The sequence below is a fragment of the Variovorax sp. GW823-FHT02B07 genome (assembly GCF_058797695.1).
Window position 1 is genome coordinate 1 of sequence record NZ_JBXAJX010000015.1, and the last position, 16,913, is coordinate 16,913.

Here is a 16,913-nt window from a genome sequence, read left to right on the forward strand (position 1 = left end):
GCGGCGTTGCCCGCGCTTGCAAGGCTTCAGCCTTGCTGCGCACGGGCGCCTTGCATCCAGCCCCTTGGCCCGCCAACGCGACCCCGGAAATAGGGTGAACAGGCCCTCAGCGCCGACGGCCCGCAAGGGTTATCCCGCAGGCGTGTTTTCTCGGCATTCATTTAACATGTTAAATAATTCTGAGAGGCACAGCTTTTGAGCACCACCTTCACGCACCGCAATTTGCCGCGCCTGCTGCTGCAGGCCCGCGAAGCCGTGATGGCCCACACGCGGCCCAGCCTGCGCGAGCACGCGCTGTCCGACCAGCAATGGCGCGTGCTGCGCGTGCTCGGCGAGCACGGCGCGGTCGACACCGGCCGCGTCGCGCGCGAGGCCTTCATCCTCGGCCCCAGCCTCACGGGCGTGCTGGCGCGCATGGAGCGCGACAACCTCATCACCCGCGCCCGCGACCCGGCCGACCAGCGCCGCACCGTGGTCGAGGCCACGCCGCACGGCATGAAGCTCGTGAAGCGCCTGGGCACCAGCATCGAGGCGCACTACGACTGGATGGAGCAGTCGCTGGGCAAGGCCAAGCTGACGCAGCTCTACGGCCTGCTGGACGAACTGATCGCGCTGGAGCAACCCGAACCATGACCACCTCCTTTCTCCCCACCGGCACCGTGTACGGCACGCTGCTGAACTTCCGCGCCGAGGCCGCAGCGCTCGCGCCGCAGATGACCGAGGCGCCCTACAAGGCACCGCCGAAGGCGCCCGTGCTCTACGTGAAGACGGCCAACACCTGGAGCCCGCACGGCAGCACCGTCACCGTGCCCGCCGCGGTGTCCGACGTGGAAGTCGGCGCCAGCATCGGCATGGTGATCGGCGCCGAGGGCGACGTCGAAGGCTTCGTGCTGCTGAACGACCTGTCGATCCCGCATGCGAGCTTCTTCCGCCCGCCGGTGAAGTTCAAGTGCGTCGACGGCTTCCTGGGCATCGGCCCGGCGCTGCGCGACGCGCAGGAGGTGGCCGACCCGGCGCAGTTCCGCGTCGAGGTGCGCATCAACGGCGAACTCAAGCAGTCGATCGACTTCTCGCAACTCGTGCGCCCCGCGCCGCAGCTGCTGGCCGACGTGGGCGAGTTCATGACGCTGGCGCACGGCGACGTGCTGATGCTCGGCTGCGACCTGGGCCGTCCGCTGGCCCGCGCGGGCGACCGCATCGACATCTCCGCGCCGGGGTTCGAAACCCTGAGCAACACGCTGGTGAAGGAAGCAACGGCATGAAGCACGCACGCGTCATCTTCGAAGGCCGCGAGCACACCGGCACCGCGCACGAATTCAACGGCCAGGCCGACGCCGCCGTGCGGCTCCAAGATGGCCGCGTCGTGCCGCAGGAACAGCTCGTGTGGCTGCCGCCGCTTGCGCCCACGGCGCGCCCGCGCACCATCCTCGCGCTCGGCCTCAACTACGCCGACCATGCGAAAGAGCTGGAGTTCAAGGCGCCCGAGGAACCGCTGGTGTTCGTCAAGGGACAGAGCACGCTCATCGGCCACCGCCAGCTCACGCACCGCCCGGCCGATGTGAAGTTCATGCACTACGAGTGCGAGCTCGCCATCGTGGTCGGCAAGACCGCGAAGCACGTGAAGCGCGACGACGCCTACGACTTCATCGGCGGCTACACGGTGGCCAACGACTACGCGATCCGCGACTACCTCGAGAACTGGTACCGCCCCAACCTGCGCGTGAAGAACCGCGACACCTGCACGCCGCTGGGCCCGTGGTTCGTCGATGCGGCCGACGTGGCCGACCCGATGGCGCTCGCGCTGCGCACCACGGTGAACGGCACCGTCACGCAGCAGGGCAACACGCGCGACATGATCTTCGACGCGCCCTTCCTCATCGAGTACTTCAGCCGCTTCATGACGCTGTCGCCGGGCGACCTGATCCTCACCGGCACGCCCGACGGCGTGGTCGATTGCCAGCCGGGCGACGTGGTCGTGACCGAGATCGACGGCATCGGCGCGCTGGTCAACACCATCGCCGCGCGCTGATCGGCTGACTGCGCCACCCCTTTCAAAAAAACGGAGACACACCGCCATGACGACCGCCAGAACCCGGACCTTCCGCCTTGCTGCCGCCTTCGTGGCGGCCAGCGCCGCCACGCTGCTGCTCGCACCGGCCGCCACCGCACAGACCGCCTCGGCCTATCCGACCAAGCCCGTGCGCTGGGTCGTGGGCTACCCGGCCGGCGGCGGTACCGACTACCTCGCGCGCACGGCCGGCGCGCAGCTCTCGCAGCAGCTTGCACAGCCGGTCACGGTCGACAACCGCCCCGGCGCGGGCGCGATCATCGCGTCGGAAAACGTGGCGCGTTCGCCGGGCGACGGCTACACCGTGTTCTCGGCCGACAACGGCGTGCTGGTCTACAACCCCGCGCTCTACAAGAAGCTGCCCTACGACGCCGAGAAAGACTTCGCGCTGCTCGGCATGATGGGCCGCTCGCCGCTGATCATCACGGCCGCGCCGGGCGCGGGCTTCAGCGACGCCAAGGCGCTCATCGCGGCGCTCAAGGCCTCGCCGGGCAAGTACAGCATCGCCACACCGGGCACCGGCAGCCCGCACCACCTGGCCTACGAGCTGTTCCAGCGCGAAGCCGGCGTGTCGCTGCTGCACATTCCCTACAAGGGCGGCGCACCTGCGCTGCAGGACCTCATGGGCAGCCAGGTGCCGCTGATGATGCTCGACCTGCCCAGCGGCATCAGCGCCGTGAAGGCCGGCAAGGTGATCCCGCTGCTGGCCATGTCGTCCGAGCGCGTACCGCAACTGCCCCAGCTGCCGACGGCCAAGGAGCTCGGCTACGCCGTCGAGGCCTACACCTGGCAGGGGCTGGTGGCACCGGCCGCCACGCCCAAGGACATCCAGGCGCGCCTGGGCGCCGACCTGCTGAAAAGCATGAACGACACCGGCGTGAAGCAGAAGCTCTACGACGCCGGCTGGGAAGCCCGCCCCACGGACGCCGCCGAGATGGCCCGCTTCGTGGACACCGAACGCAAGAAGTGGCACGCGCTGATCAAGGCGCGCGACATCAAGCTCGACTGACGACACACCGCCGCAAGGCCGCAACACCTTCACGCCCATGCAACAGATCCATCACCTCATCGACGGCAAGCCGGTCCAAGGCGCCGACTACTTCGAAACCGTCAACCCCGCCACGCAGGAAGTGCTGGCCGAAGTCGCCTCGGGCGGCGAGGCCGAAGTGAACGCCGCCGTGGCCGCCGCCAAGGCCGCCTTCCCCAAGTGGGCCGGCCTGCCCGCGCCCGAACGCGCCAAGCTCATCCGCAAGCTCGGCGACCTGATCGCCAAGCACGTGCCCGAGATCGCGCAGACCGAAACCAACGACTGCGGCCAGGTGATCGCGCAGACCGGCAAGCAGCTCATTCCGCGCGCGGCCGACAACTTCTACTACTTCGCCGAGATGTGCACGCGCGTCGACGGCCACACCTACCCCACGCCCACGCACCTGAACTACACGCTGTTCCATCCGGTGGGCGTGTGCGCGCTCATCAGCCCGTGGAACGTGCCCTTCATGACCGCCACCTGGAAGGTCGCGCCCTGCCTGGCCTTCGGCAACACGGCCGTGCTGAAGATGAGCGAGCTCTCGCCGCTCACGGCCGCGCGCCTGGGCGAGCTGGCGCTCGAAGCGGGCATTCCGGCCGGCGTGCTGAACCTGGTGCACGGCTACGGCAAGGAAGCCGGCGAGCCGCTGGTGGCGCACCCCGACGTGCGCGCGATTTCATTCACCGGCTCCACCGCCACCGGCAACCGCATCGTGAAGAGCGCGGGCCTGAAGAAGTTCAGCATGGAACTGGGCGGCAAGAGCCCCTTCGTGATCTTCGAAGACGCCGACCTCGACCGCGCGCTCGACGCGGCCGTGTTCATGATCTTCAGCAACAACGGCGAGCGCTGCACGGCCGGCTCGCGCATCCTGGTGCAGCAGTCGATCTACGCCGACTTCGCCGCCAAGTTCGCCGAGCGCGCCAGGCGCATCACCGTGGGCGACCCGCTCGACGAGAAGACCATCGTCGGCCCGATGATTTCGCAGGCCCACCTGGCCAAGGTGCGCAGCTACATCGAGCTGGGCCCGAAGGAAGGCGCGACGCTGCTGTGCGGCGGCCTCGAGGCGCCCTCGAACCTGCCCGAGCGCGTGAAGAAGGGCAACTACGTGATGCCCACCGTGTTCGCCGACGTCGACAACCGCATGAAGATCGCGCAGGAAGAAATCTTCGGCCCGGTCGCCTGCCTGATCCCGTTCAAGGACGAGGCGCACGCCATCGAGCTGGCCAACGACATCGCCTACGGCCTGAGCAGCTACGTGTGGACCGAGAACATCGGCAAGGCGCACCGCGTGGCCGCCGCCGTGGAAGCCGGCATGTGCTTCGTCAACAGCCAGAACGTGCGTGACCTGCGCCAGCCCTTCGGCGGCACCAAGGCCTCGGGCACGGGCCGCGAAGGCGGCACCTGGAGCTACGAAGTGTTCTGCGAGCCGAAGAACATCGCGGTGTCGATGGGCTCGCACCACATTCCGCATTGGGGCGTGGCATGACGCTGCAGCGCCGCGCGCTCCTGCAAGGCGCGGCCGCCCTCGCGGCCCTGCCCGCACTGGCACGCGCGCAAACGGCGTGGCCCGCCAAGCCGGTGCGCATCGTCGTGCCCTTCACGCCCGGCGGCACCACCGACTTCGTCGCGCGCCTCGTCGGCCTCGAACTCGGCAAGGCGCTGGGCCAGCCGGTGATCGTCGAGAACAAGCCCGGCGCCGGCACGGTGATCGGCGTCGACGCGGTCGCCAAGTCGGCGCCCGACGGCCACAGCTTCGTGTGCGTGGCCAACAGCTTCACGGCCAACCCCACCCTGGTGCGCAAGCTGCCCTACGACACGCTGAAAGACCTGCGCCCCGTGGCGCTCATGGGCATGTCGGAGCACGTGCTCGCCACGCACCCGGGCAGCGGCCTGAAGACGCTGGCCGACCTGCGCAACCAGGCCAGGGCCAAACCCGGCACCCTGAGCTTCGCCTCCTTCGGCAACGGCACCTCGGCGCATCTGTCGGGCGAAATGCTCAAGCTGCAGATGGGCCTGGACATCGTGCACGTGCCCTACAAGGGCCAGGGCCCGGCGCTGGCCGACCTGCTCGGCGGCCAAGTGACCGTCATGTTCGGCAACTGGCCCGAGTTCCGCGGCCACGTGCAGGCCGGCAAGCTGGTGGCGCTGGGCATGGCGACCGCGCAGCGCTCGCAGTACGCGCCCGCGATACCCACACTGGCCGAACAGGGCGTGGCCATCGATTCCAATTCGTGGAACGGCCTGCTGGCCCCGACCGGCACGCCCGACGCCATCGTGCAACGCGTGAACACCGAAGTGAACCGCGCGCTCGCTTCGCCGGCCGTGACCGAGGCCTTCCACAAGGGCGGCATCGCGTCGCTGTCGGGCACGCCCGAGCGCTTTGCCGAGTTCATCCGCAGCGAGATCGCGAAGTACGGCGACGTGATCCGCAAGGCCAACATCCAGATCGAGGGCTGACCCATGAGCCTCTATGCGATGCAGAAATTCCTGTTCGCGCTGAACCGCGACGCCGACGTGCAGCGCCGCTTCGCCGAAGGCGGCGACACGCGCGCCACGCTACTGGCCGGCTACGACCTGAACGACGAAGAGCGCGAAGCCATCGGCAGCGGCGACATCGGCAAGCTCTACGTGCTCGGGTGCAACGGGCAGCTGCTGATGCACTTCGCGCCGCTGCTCGGCGTGGCGTGGGCGGACTACCTCGAAGCCATGCGCGAAGGCGTGCGCAAGTACGGCCCGGTGCGCGCCGGCATCTACGCCATGACAACAGGCACAGACGAAAAGGTGGCAGGAATATGAAGACCCCCACGCTCCCCACTTCGTGTGGTTTGCTGCCCCCCGAGGGGGCGCTCGATGCCCTTCGGGCGGCCGGGCGGGCATCGACATGAGTCTCGTATTCGCAGGCGTGTGCAGCCACGCCCCCGGCATCACCGGCCGCGCGCATCTCGCCGACCCGGCGGTGAAGGACGAGTTCCACGCGCAGTTCCATCGCTTCGGCGAGGCGATGCGCGCCACGAAGCCCGACGCGGTGATCGTCATCGCGGCCGAGCACTTCGCGAACTTCTTCATGAACAACATGCCGGCCTATGCGATCGGCATGGCCGACAGCTACGAGGGCCCGATCGAAGACCCGAAGTGGCTGGGCATCGAGAAGCACACCATCCCCGGCGACGCCGCGCTGTCGCAGCGCCTGATCCGCGAGGTGATGCAGACGGTGGACGTGGCCTACGCGGAAGAATGGAAGTTCGACCACGGCATCATGGTGCCGCTGAACTTCCTCACGCCCAACTTCGACACCAAGGTCATTCCCGTGAACATCAACTGCCAGGGCCCGCCGCTCACGCCGCTGCACCGCGCGTGGGCCTTCGGCGAAGCCTTGCGCCGCGCCTGCGACAAGGTGCCCGAGCGCATCGCGCTGGTGGGCACTGGCGGCATCTCGCACTGGCCGGCCACGCCCGATTCTGGCAAGGTCAATGCCGAATGGGACGCCGAGTTCATGCGCCGCTGGTGCGCCAACGACCGCGAGGCGCTGCTGTCGCAGGCCGACTACGGCGACGAGGCCACCTACCGCGAAGCGGGCCAGGGCGGCTTCGAGATCCGCACCTTCCTGAGCGTGGCCGCGGCCGCGCGCGGCAAGGGCGAGATCTTCCACATGAAGGCCATCCCGATCTTCGCGGTGACCTGCACGGCCGCGACGATGTCGGTGGTTTGAACGGAGCACGACCATGCCGCACCTGGTGATCCTGTACACGCCCAACATCGAGGCCGAAACCGACGTGTCGGCGCTGTGCCGCACGCTGGCCGACACCATGCTCGAACAGCGCGACGAGGCCGGCAAGCCGGTGTTCCCCACGGGCGGCACGCGCGTGCTGGCCTACCCCGCCGCCCACTATGCGGTGGCCGACGGCCGGGCCGACTACGCCTTCGTGTACCTCAACCTGCGCATGGCCTCGGGCCGCTCCGAGGCGGTGAAGAAGAAAGCGGGCGACGAGCTGCTGGCCGCCGTGCGCGCGCATTTCGAGCCCGTCTTCTCGCAGCGCCACATCGGCATCACCCTGCAGATCGACGAAGCGCCGGGGCAGGTGTACGACGGCAAGCACAGCAACCTGCATCCCCTGTTCAACAAGCCATAGAGAAGAAGCGAGCCCCCATGCTCTCCACCGCCACCATCGCCCAACTGGCCGCCGAACTGCACGAGAGCGAGAAGTCGCGCGTGCAGGTCGAGCATTTCTCCAAGCGCTTCCCCGAGATGACGATCGAGGACGGCTACGCCATCTCGCGCGAATGGGTGAAGCACAAGATCGCCGAAGGCCGCATCGTCAAGGGCCACAAGATCGGTCTCACGTCGCGCGCCATGCAGCAGGCCAGCCAGATCACCGAGCCCGACTACGGCACGCTGCTGGACGACATGTTCTTCGAGCAGGGCGGCGACATCCCGTTCACGCGCTTCATCGCGCCGCGCATCGAGGTCGAGCTGGCCTTCGTGCTCGGCAAGAAACTGCAGGGGCCCAACGTGACCATCTTCGACGTGCTGGCCGCCACCGACTACGTGGTGCCCGCCATCGAGATCATCGACGCGCGCATCGAGCAGTTCGACCGCCACACCAAGGCCATGCGCAAGGTGTTCGACACCATCGCCGACAACGCGGCCAATGCCGGCATCGTGCTCGGCGGCCGGCCCGTGAAGCCCGATGCGGTCGACCTGCGCTGGGTGAGCGCGCTGCTCTACAAGAACGGCGTGATCGAGGAGTCGGGCGTGGCTGCGGCCGTGCTCAACCACCCGGCCACCGGCGTGGCCTGGCTCGCGAACAAGCTCGCGCCGTGGGACGAATGCCTCGAAGCCGGCGAGATCGTGCTGGGCGGTTCGTTCACGCGACCCACCAACGCCGTGCCTGGCGACACCTTCCACGCCGACTACGGCCCCCTGGGCTCTATCGCCTTCCGCTTCGTCTGACGAGTTTTTCATGCACACCCCACTCAACACCTTCAAGCAGGCCCTGCAGGCCGGCCAACCCCAGATCGGCCTGTGGGTCGGCCTGGGCGACGGCTACGTGGCCGAGCTGCTGGCCGGCACCGGCTACGACTGGCTGCTGGTCGACGGCGAGCACGCGCCCAATGACGTGCGCTCGGTGCTCGCGCAGCTGCAGGGCATTTCCAGCGCATGGTCGGCGCAGCCCGACGCGCAGCGCTCGCATCCCGTCGTGCGCATTCCGGTCGGCGACACCACGCTGATCAAGCAGTACCTGGACATCGGCGCGCAGACGCTGCTGGTGCCGATGGTCGACACCGCCGAGCAGGCCGCGCAACTGGTGCAGGGCATGCGCTACCCGCCCGAAGGCATCCGCGGCATGGGCAGTGCGCTGGCGCGCGCCTCGCGCTGGCAGGCCTACCCGAACTACCTGCACGAAGCCAACGCGCAGACCTGCCTGCTGGTGCAGGCCGAGACGGTCGAGGCGATGAAGAACCTCGACGCCATCGCGGCCACGCCGGGCGTGGACGGCGTGTTCATCGGCCCGGCCGACCTGTCGGCCTCGATGGGCTTCGTGGGCCAGCCCAACCACCCCGAGGTGCAGGCCGTGATCGCCGACGCCATCGCGCGCATCCGCAAAGCCGGCAAGGCGGCCGGCATCCTGTCGACCACCGAGGAGCAGGCGCGCAAGTGGCTCGCGGCCGGCGCGCTGTTCGTGGCGGTGGGCGTCGACACGATCCTGCTCGCGGCTGCGGCGAAGCAACTGCTTGCGAAGTACAAGGCCGCGCCGGGCGCCACCGCGCCCAACGGCTACTGATCCACCGTCAAGGAAATTTCGATGCGACGCACCACCCTCGCGGCTTTCGCCGCTGCCGCCGCCCTGCTTCTGGGCGCCTGCGCCCAGACGGGCCCGGCCTCTACTGCGCAGGCCCGGCAGGAAGCCAACCGCCAGACCGTGCTCGCCTTCTACGAGAAGGGCCTGAACCAGAAGGACGCTGACGCAGCATTGCAGTACGTGGGCAACCGCTACGTGCAGCACAACCCGACGGCGGCCGACGGGCCCGAGGGCTTTCGCAAGTTCATCGCCTTCCTGCGCGAGAAGTTTCCGAAGTCGCACAGCGAGATCAAGCGCAGCTTCGTCGACGGCGACTACGTGATCCTGCACGTGAACGCGGTGCGCGAGCCGGGCACGCGCGGCAGCGCCATCGTCGACATCTTCAAGCTCGAGAACGGCAAGATCGTCGAGCACTGGGACGTGGTGCAACCCGTGCCCGAGACCGCCGCGAACAAGAACGGCATGTTCTGACGCCCCGCCCTTCCACGAGCCAGCCTTCGCCAGCCGCATGACCACGCCCACCGACCCCACGAAACGCTTCCGCTCCGCGACCATCCGCGAGGGCACGATCCGCGCGACCACGCGCAGCTTCCTGCACGCGCTGGGCCAGGACGACGAGGACATCGCGCGCCCGCACGTCGGCGTGTTCCACACGGGCGGCGAGATGAGCCCGTGCAACCTCAACCTGCGCGAGCAGGCGCAGCACGCCAAGACCGGCATCTACGCCGGCGGCGGCACGCCGCACGAATGCCCGGTGGTGTCGGTGAGCGACGGCCTGACGATGGCGCACTCGGGCATGCGCTTCTCGCTGATCTCGCGCGAGCTCATCGCCGACAGCGTGGAAGCCTCGACGCGCGGCCACCAGTGGGACGGCATCTTCGCCATCGGCGCCTGCGACAAGAACCTGCCGGGCCTGATGATGGGCATGGTCCGCTGCAACGTGCCCAGCGTGTTCGTGCACGGCGGCTCGGCGCTGCCGGGCCAGATGCCCGGGCCCGACGGGCGCGACCTCAACGTGGTCGACACCTACGAAACCATCGGCAAGGTGCTGGCCGGCACCGCCACGCACGACGAGCTCGACGCCATGAGCCGCGCCTGCCTGCCCACGGCCGGCGCCTGCGCAGGGCAGTTCACGGCCAACACGATGGGCATGGTGTCGGAGGCGCTGGGCCTGGCGCCCATCGGCTCGAGCATGGTCCCGGCGGTGTTCAGCGAACGCGCGCCGCTGATGCGCCGCGCGGCAAAGCAGCTCATGAAGGCGGTGATGGGCGACGGCCCGCTGCCGCGCGACGTCGTGACGCGCAAGGCGCTCGAAAACGCCTGCGCCGTGGTCTCGGCCACGGGCGGCTCGACCAACGCCGCGCTGCACCTGCCGGCCATTGCGCACGAGGCCGGCATCAAGTTCCACCTGGACGACGTGGCCGAGATCTTCGCGCGCACGCCGCTCATTGCCGACCTGCGCCCCGGCGGCCAGTACCTGGCGCGCGACGTGTACTACATCGGCGGCGCGGGCGTCATCCTGCGCACGCTGCTGGAGCAGGGCTTCCTGCACGGCGACGCCCTCACCTTCACCGGCCGCACGCTGGCCGAGGAAGTGGCCGACGCCGCCGCGCCCGACGGCCGCGTGGTGCGCGCGGCGGGCAACCCGATCACGCGCGACGGCGGGCTGGCCGTGCTCAAGGGCAACCTCTGCCCCGACGGCGCGCTGCTCAAGACGGCGGGCCTGAAGACGCTGGTGCACCGCGGCCCGGCGCGCGTCTTCAACTCGGAAGAAGAGGCGCAGACCGCCGTGCAGAACCGCCGCTACGAAGCGGGCGACGTGATCGTCATCCGCAACGAAGGCCCCAAGGGCAGCCCCGGCATGCGCGAGATGCTGGGCATCACCGCGCTGCTGTACGGCCAGGGCATGGGCGACAAGGTGGCGCTGCTCACCGACGGGCGTTTCTCGGGCGCCACGCGCGGCCTGTGCATCGGCTACGCGGGGCCCGAAGCGGCCGACGGCGGGCCGATCGCGGTGCTGCGCGACGGCGACATGGTGGCCATCGATGCACGCGCCGCGGCGCGCAGCATTTCGGTCGAACTGAGCGCCGAAGAAATCGCGTCGCGGCTGGCCGGACGTGAGGTAAACGCGGGGGCGGCGCACGGTGGTTTGTTGGAAAAATACGCGCTCACCGTGCGCCCTGCCCACCAGGGCGCCGTGACCCACTCGGGCGCGGTCACCTGGCTGCGCGACGAGTCGTGATCCTGTTCCCTCCTCACCCACCCGAAAAGAGACAGACATGACCTTCACCCGCCGCCACATGCTGCAGTCCACCGGCGCCTCGGCGCTGCTCGCCAGCCTCGGCCAGCAGGCCTTTGCGCAGGCTGCCGCGCTCGAGAACGCCACCATCGTCACCGGCTTCGCGGCCGGCGGCACCTCGGACACCACCTGCCGGCGCATTGCGCTGAAGCTGAGCCCCGACTACGCCAAGACCGCCGTGGTCGAGAACCGCACCGGCGCGGGCGGCCAGATCGCCGTGAGCTACGTGAAGGGCCGCCCGGCCGACGGCACCACCATCCTGCAGACGCCCACGTCGATCCTCACGATCTACCCGCACATCTACAAGAAGCTGCCCTACGACCCGATGGTCGACCTCACGCCCGTGAGCCTGGCCTGCATCTTCGACTTCGGCTTCGCGGTCGGCCCGGCCGTGCCGGCCACCATCAAGACGGTGCCCGAGTTCCTCACCTGGGCCAAGGCCAACCCGGCCGGCGCCAACTACGGCTCGCCGGCCGCGGGCTCCACGCCGCACTTCATCGGCGCGCTGCTGGGCAAGCAGGGCGGCGTCGAGCTCAAGCACGCGGCCTACCGCGGCACGCAGCCGGCCATGCTCGACCTCCTGGGCGGCAACATCTCGGCGGTGTCGGGCCCCATCGGCGACATCACGCAGCACCTGCAATCTGGCAAGGTGCGCATCCTGGGCGTGTCGGGTGCCAAGCGCAGCCGCTTCGCGCCCGATGTGCCGACCTTCGGCGAGCAGGGCATCAAGAACATGGCGCACAGCGAATGGTTCGCCTTCTTCCTGCCGGCCAAGGCCTCGCCCGAACTGGTGACGAAGCTCAACACGGCGATGAAGAACGCGCTCGCACAGAAGGACGTGATCGACGGCCTCGGCACTTTCGGCCTGGAAGCCATGTCTTCCACGCCGGCCGAGCTGGCCGATCTGCTGAAGAAGGACACCGCCAAGTGGGCGCCGATCGTGAAAGAGGTCGGCTTCACGGCTGAAGGTTGATCACATGAAGGAACTGCCATGAACACACTCGCCACCGCGCCGTCGGCGCTGGTCCATCCCTCGATCCATCCCGACGAGCGCGCCGCGCGCGAGGAGCTCGCAGCCTGCTACCGCGTGTTCGCGATGCTGGGCTGGACCGAGATGATCTACAACCACATCACGGTGCGGCTGCCCGACAGCGTGACGGGTGGCGAGAAGCAGTTCCTCATCAACCCCTTCGGCCTGCACTACAGCGAGGTGACGGCCAGCAACCTGGTGAAGATCGACCTGCAGGGCAAGGTGCTCGACGGCTCGACCTACCCGGTGAACCCGGCCGGCTTCGTGGTGCATGCGGCCATCCACGACGGCCTGCCCGGCGCGCACTGCGTGATGCACACACACACCACGGCCGGCGTGGCCGTGGCCTGTCTGCAGGGCGGCCTGCAGCAGACCAATTTCTATACCGCCCAGCTGCACGGCATGGTGGCGTACCACGACTTCGAGGGCATCACGATCCATGCCGACGAAGGCCCGCGCCTGCTCAAGAGCATTGGCGATCGCAACGCGGTGATCCTGCGCAACCACGGCCTCTTGGCCTGGGGCCAGACGCTGCCGCAGACCTTTGCCATCTTGTGGACGCTGCAACGCGCCTGCGAGATCCAGATGGCGACCTTCTCGATGGGCGCCGCCATTCCGGTGAGCGAAGAGATCGCGCAGCGCTGCACGCGCGACGCGCTGCAGTTCAGCCCCGCGCACGGCGCCGGGCAGGACGTGTTCAATGCGCTGGTGCGGCAGGTGGACCGCATCGACCCGAGCTACCGCAACTGAGGCGCCTGTTCCCATGAAGATTTGCATCTACGGCGCCGGCGCGATCGGCGGATGGATCGGCGTCGGCCTCGCGCAGGCAGGCCAGCGCCTCAACGTGGTGGCGCGCGGCGCCACGCTCGACGCGCTGCAGAAGGACGGCCTCTCGCTCATGCGCGGCGACGTGCGCACGCGCGTGCCGGTGAACGCGGTGGCCGACCCCGAGGCACTGGGCGTGCAAGACCTGGTGGTGATCGCCGTGAAGGCGCCCGCGCTGGCCGGCGTGGCCGAACGCATCGGGCCGCTGATCGGGCCCGACACGATCGTGCTGGTGGCCATGAACGGCGTGCCGTGGTGGTTCCTCGAAGGCGGCTTCGGCGGCGAGATCACGGGGCATCGCCTCGCGGCCGTCGACCCCGAAGGCGCCATTGCCAAGGCCATTCCGTCGCGCAACGTGATCGGCTGCGTGGTGCACGCCAGCTGCTCGCTCGACGGGCCGGGCGTGGTGCGCCACCATTTCGGCAACGGGCTGATCGTGGGCGAGCCTTCGGGCGAGGCCACGCCGCGCGTGCAGAAGCTGGTCGAGCTGCTCAAGAGCACGGGCATCGACACCACGCTGTCGCCGCAGATCCAGAAGGACGTGTGGTTCAAGCTGTGGGGCAACATGACGGTGAACCCGATCAGCGCGCTCACCGGCGCCACCACCGACCTGATCATGGGCGACGACTACGTGCGCGGTTTCATCTCGGCCGTGATGCTCGAGGCCAAGGAGATCGGCCGGCGCATCGGCATCGAGATCACGCAGAGCCCCGAAGACCGGCACGCGGTGACGATGAAGCTCGGTGCGTTCAAGACCTCGATGCTGCAGGACGTGGAGGCAGGCCGTTCGGTCGAGCTCGACGCGCTCGTCACGGTGGTGCGCGAGCTGGGCGAGCTGACGGGCGTGGCCACGCCGTTCACGGATGCGCTGCTGGGGCTGGCGCGGCTGCGCACGCGGCAGCTCGGGTTGTACTGAGCGCTGCGCTATTGCTAACGCTTCTCCACCTTTTTCTTGCCTCGAAGCATCGCAACCCGACCTACGCTCGCCGAATTACGTTCGGAATGGACAACAGCCTTCCATACACGACGCGCTGAGGCTCCATGCAGCAGATCCGCTGAGATCGTGAACCGCACTGCCTGTCTCTAGGCCTTGTCTTGCTGTGATGAGCAACGCGTGTTGCGAGCGAGTCGTCAAGCTCACTCGCAGCTTTTGGCCCCTGGGTGAAATGGCAAGCAATCCCTGACTAGAAGGTTGCGTGTGAGAGATCAGATGACTCACAGCTCGTAGCACAAGGTTCAAAAGAGGTCGTTTCCAGCAGTCAATCCAAAGTGCTGCGGCAAATCAACTTGCAGTCTGCTGTTTTGCTTTCTCAAAGAGCTTCAGTGCAGTTGCAAATTTTTCAACAACCTGCGGTTCAAAACTAGCAGGACTGGCCTTTGCAAAGGCGCTTTCGCTGGCAATGTTCCAATTCTCAAAAATATTGATCAACTCTTTGCGGTCTACAGAATTTCCATAGATTTCCAAGTACAGCTTTCCAAAGTTAATTGCATGTGCTCGATCAGATCTTTTTATTGCCTCATGCATATATGCGTTGCTTACCGTAAATGCGTGCTTTGCCCAGAGACCGAGCACGCTTAGTACCACCAACCCTTTAAACGAAACAAAAAGAAGTGTTTGCCAAGACAAAGTGCTTAGCGAATCACCGATTCCGCTTCCAAACAAGGAAATCGCAATGGCGGCAGCAATCGCAACGATCAAGACAGTCGTACCCTGCAAACTCCACAGCGCGGCCTTTCTTCTGTAGAGAATTTCCCTCTCATCTAGGACTCTTACCGCCGCTGCGACATACTCCGGAACTTTGACCTCTATCCGCTCTTGAACCTGCCGACGATTTACTTCTTCAAATTCGGCTTGACGCATGGCTAGCGCCCGCTCTCTTTCTTCGATCTGAGATTGCTGGACTGCGAGGTGCTCTTGCAATTTCTCCAAGCGTTTTCGAGCATCTATTGAAAGATGCTCATAGTGTGCTTGCTTCATTTGAGCCTCGCGCTCAAAATTTCGAAGCACCTCTTCTTTAGCACGAATTGCTTCTTCCATGTCTCCAAGCAATCGCTTTCGCTCTTCGAACAAGGTAGACGTTGCATCTCCCGCCACTACGCGCGTGTGCTCCAGGTCTCGTTCCATTGAGCGAACTCGATCGGTCCATTGCTTTCTTCTATCAAGAGGCAATGCCTTCGCGAGAGAAATTCTGAAGTTTCGAGTCGGCGCAGCATCTATCAAGCGCTCGACCAATTCATTGCTGGCACTTTGCAACACTCGCGAAAGTTGTGATGGTTGAATCGATCTAAGAAAATGAGAGAGTGCTTCAGCTGTACCACGCCGAAGCACATCTCGCAGCACCTCCGGAGGGAGAATGGAGATCAAGCGCGCGGCAAGCTTTGGGTCAGCGGCCCTCAGAAAAATGTCCGCGACTTGCCCGGCGCCACGAGAAGCTGCCTCAAATATATCCTCGTCCGTCGCGCCGCTGAGTATTTCGACTATCTGCGAAGCAGGTGCAGTCAATATTTCTTCGATTAATGAATTCATTTATTTTTAGCCAATGATCGATCTCAACCCTCAAAGAAATCTCATCCTGCAGCGATTCATGCTTCGCTTTGCTTGATGACCCCGTACGCCTAATTAGACCAGCAAAGCTACAAACTTGAGCACTATCGATTTGCTCGGATACCCGCAATGCGCCAGGCTGGCGGGGCTGGAGGTCGCATAAAAATGCCTTCGCGTTGCAGGTGCCTTTATTGGAAGAACTAGATTGCCTACTAAGCGGCACTCACAATCAGCGCCCCGCCCACCAAGCCCCTCGGACCGATCTACTCACCGAATGCACGTTTCGCGAATAGCTCCTCAAGCACCAAATCACAATCGACCGGTTGTGCCGTCAGCCTCAAGTGCGTATGCGGTGTTCGACGACACAGCGCGACACCGCCTTCGCCCGAACCGTCACCAGCGGTTTTCCGGCGCGGCGCCGATGGCCTCGACGCAACGGGCCACGATCTTCACGCGTTCCTCGCGCAGCCGCTGCCAGCCGTCGGCCTGCCACTGGGTCCAGGCCAGCGGCTCCGACTCGTAGCTGCAGCCGATCGGCGGGCGCATGAAGCCCGCGCGCCCCAGCGAGGCGCCGTACTTGAGCCGGAACAGTTCGTCCGAGCCCATCAGGTTTTCGTAGACGAGGTGCCACGACCCCGGGACCAGCGGCGAGTCGGCCTCCTTCGGCGTCTGGCGCGCGGCCTCGATCTCTTCGGGCGTCGAGCCGTCGGTCAGCGCGGTGGCGAGCGCGGTCTCGGTGCGGCGGCGGTAGATGTCGGTGGCGATCTTGCTCAGGGCCTCCTGCAACTCGCTCATCGCCGGGTTGACGCTCACCGGGTCGTCGCGCAACGCTTCGAGCGTGGTGCCGCCGAGGCCGTCCTTCGAGAAGCCCTGCACGGCCGCGCCGGTGCCGAGCACGGCGAACGCGACGTTCAACGCGACCTGGCCGGCCACGCGGCCCACCGTGTCCTCGCGGCGCACCACGCGCAGGTGGTCGGCGCCGCTCTGCTGGGGCATGCGCAGATAGCGCACGCGGGTTTGAGTTGCGGCAGGGGTGGCTTCGGTGGGTGCCGAGGCTGTGGCCATGGGCGGTGCAGCCGCTTCGGTCTGGGCCTGCGCCGAGAAGCCGGCGATGGCCAGTGCCAGGCCGAGGACATGCCGTGCGGCACGCGACGGCGTTCGTTTCTTCGTCGAATGGGTCATTGAACTGTTTTCCTCCGGCGCGGATTGTCTCCGGCGTGGCGGCTCGGTTCTATCGACGATGTTCAGGGCGTGTGCACAGGCCACCGGGTACTTCCCTCCGCGAATGTCCCCCGGCCTGCGGCCTCCTCCTTGATTT

Annotated in this window: 18 protein-coding genes; 16 read left to right on the top strand and 2 right to left on the bottom strand. The window is 66.7% G+C overall.

Annotation, left to right across the window (positions count from 1 at the left end; translation table 11 throughout):
- Window positions 1–195: 195 nt before the first annotated feature.
- From hpaR to AC1RGU_RS31275, 16 genes are all read left to right on the top strand, one after another.
- A complete protein-coding gene (hpaR, locus tag AC1RGU_RS31200) occupies window positions 196–633 on the top strand; it encodes a homoprotocatechuate degradation operon regulator HpaR (RefSeq protein ID WP_056583837.1) in 438 nt (145 codons plus the stop codon).
- Window positions 630–1,262: a fumarylacetoacetate hydrolase family protein gene (locus AC1RGU_RS31205; protein WP_492700160.1), complete on the top strand. Its 633-nt coding sequence runs from the start codon at window positions 630–632 to the stop codon at window positions 1,260–1,262. The genes hpaR and AC1RGU_RS31205 overlap by 4 nt, the downstream gene beginning before the upstream one ends.
- On the top strand, window positions 1,259–2,029 hold the full coding sequence (locus AC1RGU_RS31210; protein WP_095743204.1) for a fumarylacetoacetate hydrolase family protein: 771 nt from the start codon (window positions 1,259–1,261) through the stop codon (window positions 2,027–2,029). Before AC1RGU_RS31205 ends, AC1RGU_RS31210 begins: the two co-directional genes overlap by 4 nt.
- Window positions 2,030–2,075: 46 nt before the next feature.
- On the top strand, window positions 2,076–3,077 hold the full coding sequence (locus AC1RGU_RS31215; protein WP_492700157.1) for a Bug family tripartite tricarboxylate transporter substrate binding protein: 1,002 nt from the start codon (window positions 2,076–2,078) through the stop codon (window positions 3,075–3,077).
- Window positions 3,078–3,114: 37 nt separating this feature from the next.
- Window positions 3,115–4,581 carry a 5-carboxymethyl-2-hydroxymuconate semialdehyde dehydrogenase gene (gene hpaE / locus AC1RGU_RS31220; protein WP_492700155.1) on the top strand — a complete coding sequence of 489 codons (1,467 nt, stop codon included), beginning with the start codon at window positions 3,115–3,117 and terminating at the stop codon, window positions 4,579–4,581.
- The gene (locus AC1RGU_RS31225) at window positions 4,578–5,552 is read left to right on the top strand and encodes a tripartite tricarboxylate transporter substrate binding protein (protein WP_492700153.1); all 975 of its coding nucleotides are present in this window, start codon (window positions 4,578–4,580) and stop codon (window positions 5,550–5,552) included. Before hpaE ends, AC1RGU_RS31225 begins: the two co-directional genes overlap by 4 nt.
- A gap of 3 nt (window positions 5,553–5,555) precedes the next feature.
- Window positions 5,556–5,891: an aromatic ring-opening dioxygenase subunit LigA gene (locus tag AC1RGU_RS31230; protein ID WP_492700151.1), complete on the top strand. Its 336-nt coding sequence runs from the start codon at window positions 5,556–5,558 to the stop codon at window positions 5,889–5,891.
- A gap of 85 nt (window positions 5,892–5,976) precedes the next feature.
- Entirely contained in the window at window positions 5,977–6,804 is an 828-nt protein-coding gene (locus AC1RGU_RS31235; protein WP_062476853.1) for a DODA-type extradiol aromatic ring-opening family dioxygenase, read from the top strand.
- A 13-nt stretch (window positions 6,805–6,817) separates the two neighbouring features.
- The gene (locus tag AC1RGU_RS31240) at window positions 6,818–7,225 is read left to right on the top strand and encodes a 5-carboxymethyl-2-hydroxymuconate Delta-isomerase (RefSeq protein WP_492700149.1); all 408 of its coding nucleotides are present in this window, start codon (window positions 6,818–6,820) and stop codon (window positions 7,223–7,225) included.
- A gap of 17 nt (window positions 7,226–7,242) precedes the next feature.
- A complete protein-coding gene (gene hpaH / locus AC1RGU_RS31245) occupies window positions 7,243–8,046 on the top strand; it encodes a 2-oxo-hept-4-ene-1,7-dioate hydratase (protein ID WP_062476860.1) in 804 nt (267 codons plus the stop codon).
- A gap of 10 nt (window positions 8,047–8,056) precedes the next feature.
- Window positions 8,057–8,878 (top strand): 4-hydroxy-2-oxoheptanedioate aldolase, encoded by an 822-nt coding sequence (gene hpaI, locus AC1RGU_RS31250; protein WP_492700147.1) that lies wholly within the window; start codon window positions 8,057–8,059, stop codon window positions 8,876–8,878.
- A 21-nt stretch (window positions 8,879–8,899) separates the two neighbouring features.
- Window positions 8,900–9,367, top strand: coding sequence for a nuclear transport factor 2 family protein (locus AC1RGU_RS31255; RefSeq protein WP_307589519.1), 468 nt, complete (start codon window positions 8,900–8,902; stop codon window positions 9,365–9,367).
- 37 nt (window positions 9,368–9,404) lie between these two features.
- Window positions 9,405–11,138 carry a dihydroxy-acid dehydratase gene (gene ilvD / locus AC1RGU_RS31260; protein ID WP_307696512.1) on the top strand — a complete coding sequence of 578 codons (1,734 nt, stop codon included), beginning with the start codon at window positions 9,405–9,407 and terminating at the stop codon, window positions 11,136–11,138.
- Between the two features lie 37 nt (window positions 11,139–11,175).
- On the top strand, window positions 11,176–12,168 hold the full coding sequence (locus AC1RGU_RS31265) for a Bug family tripartite tricarboxylate transporter substrate binding protein (protein WP_390347331.1): 993 nt from the start codon (window positions 11,176–11,178) through the stop codon (window positions 12,166–12,168).
- 18 nt (window positions 12,169–12,186) lie between these two features.
- A complete protein-coding gene (locus tag AC1RGU_RS31270) occupies window positions 12,187–12,975 on the top strand; it encodes a class II aldolase/adducin family protein (RefSeq protein WP_070063516.1) in 789 nt (262 codons plus the stop codon).
- Between the two features lie 13 nt (window positions 12,976–12,988).
- Window positions 12,989–13,966, top strand: coding sequence for a 2-dehydropantoate 2-reductase (locus AC1RGU_RS31275; RefSeq protein ID WP_070063517.1), 978 nt, complete (start codon window positions 12,989–12,991; stop codon window positions 13,964–13,966).
- Window positions 13,967–14,332: 366 nt separating this feature from the next.
- On the opposite strand, the gene AC1RGU_RS31280 is transcribed toward AC1RGU_RS31275, so the two are convergent.
- The gene (locus tag AC1RGU_RS31280; RefSeq protein ID WP_492700144.1) at window positions 14,333–15,577 is read right to left on the bottom strand and encodes a hypothetical protein; all 1,245 of its coding nucleotides are present in this window, start codon (window positions 15,575–15,577) and stop codon (window positions 14,333–14,335) included.
- A gap of 411 nt (window positions 15,578–15,988) precedes the next feature.
- Window positions 15,989–16,777 carry a hypothetical protein gene (locus AC1RGU_RS31285; RefSeq protein ID WP_492700142.1) on the bottom strand — a complete coding sequence of 263 codons (789 nt, stop codon included), beginning with the start codon at window positions 16,775–16,777 and terminating at the stop codon, window positions 15,989–15,991.
- Window positions 16,778–16,913: the final 136 nt, after the last annotated feature.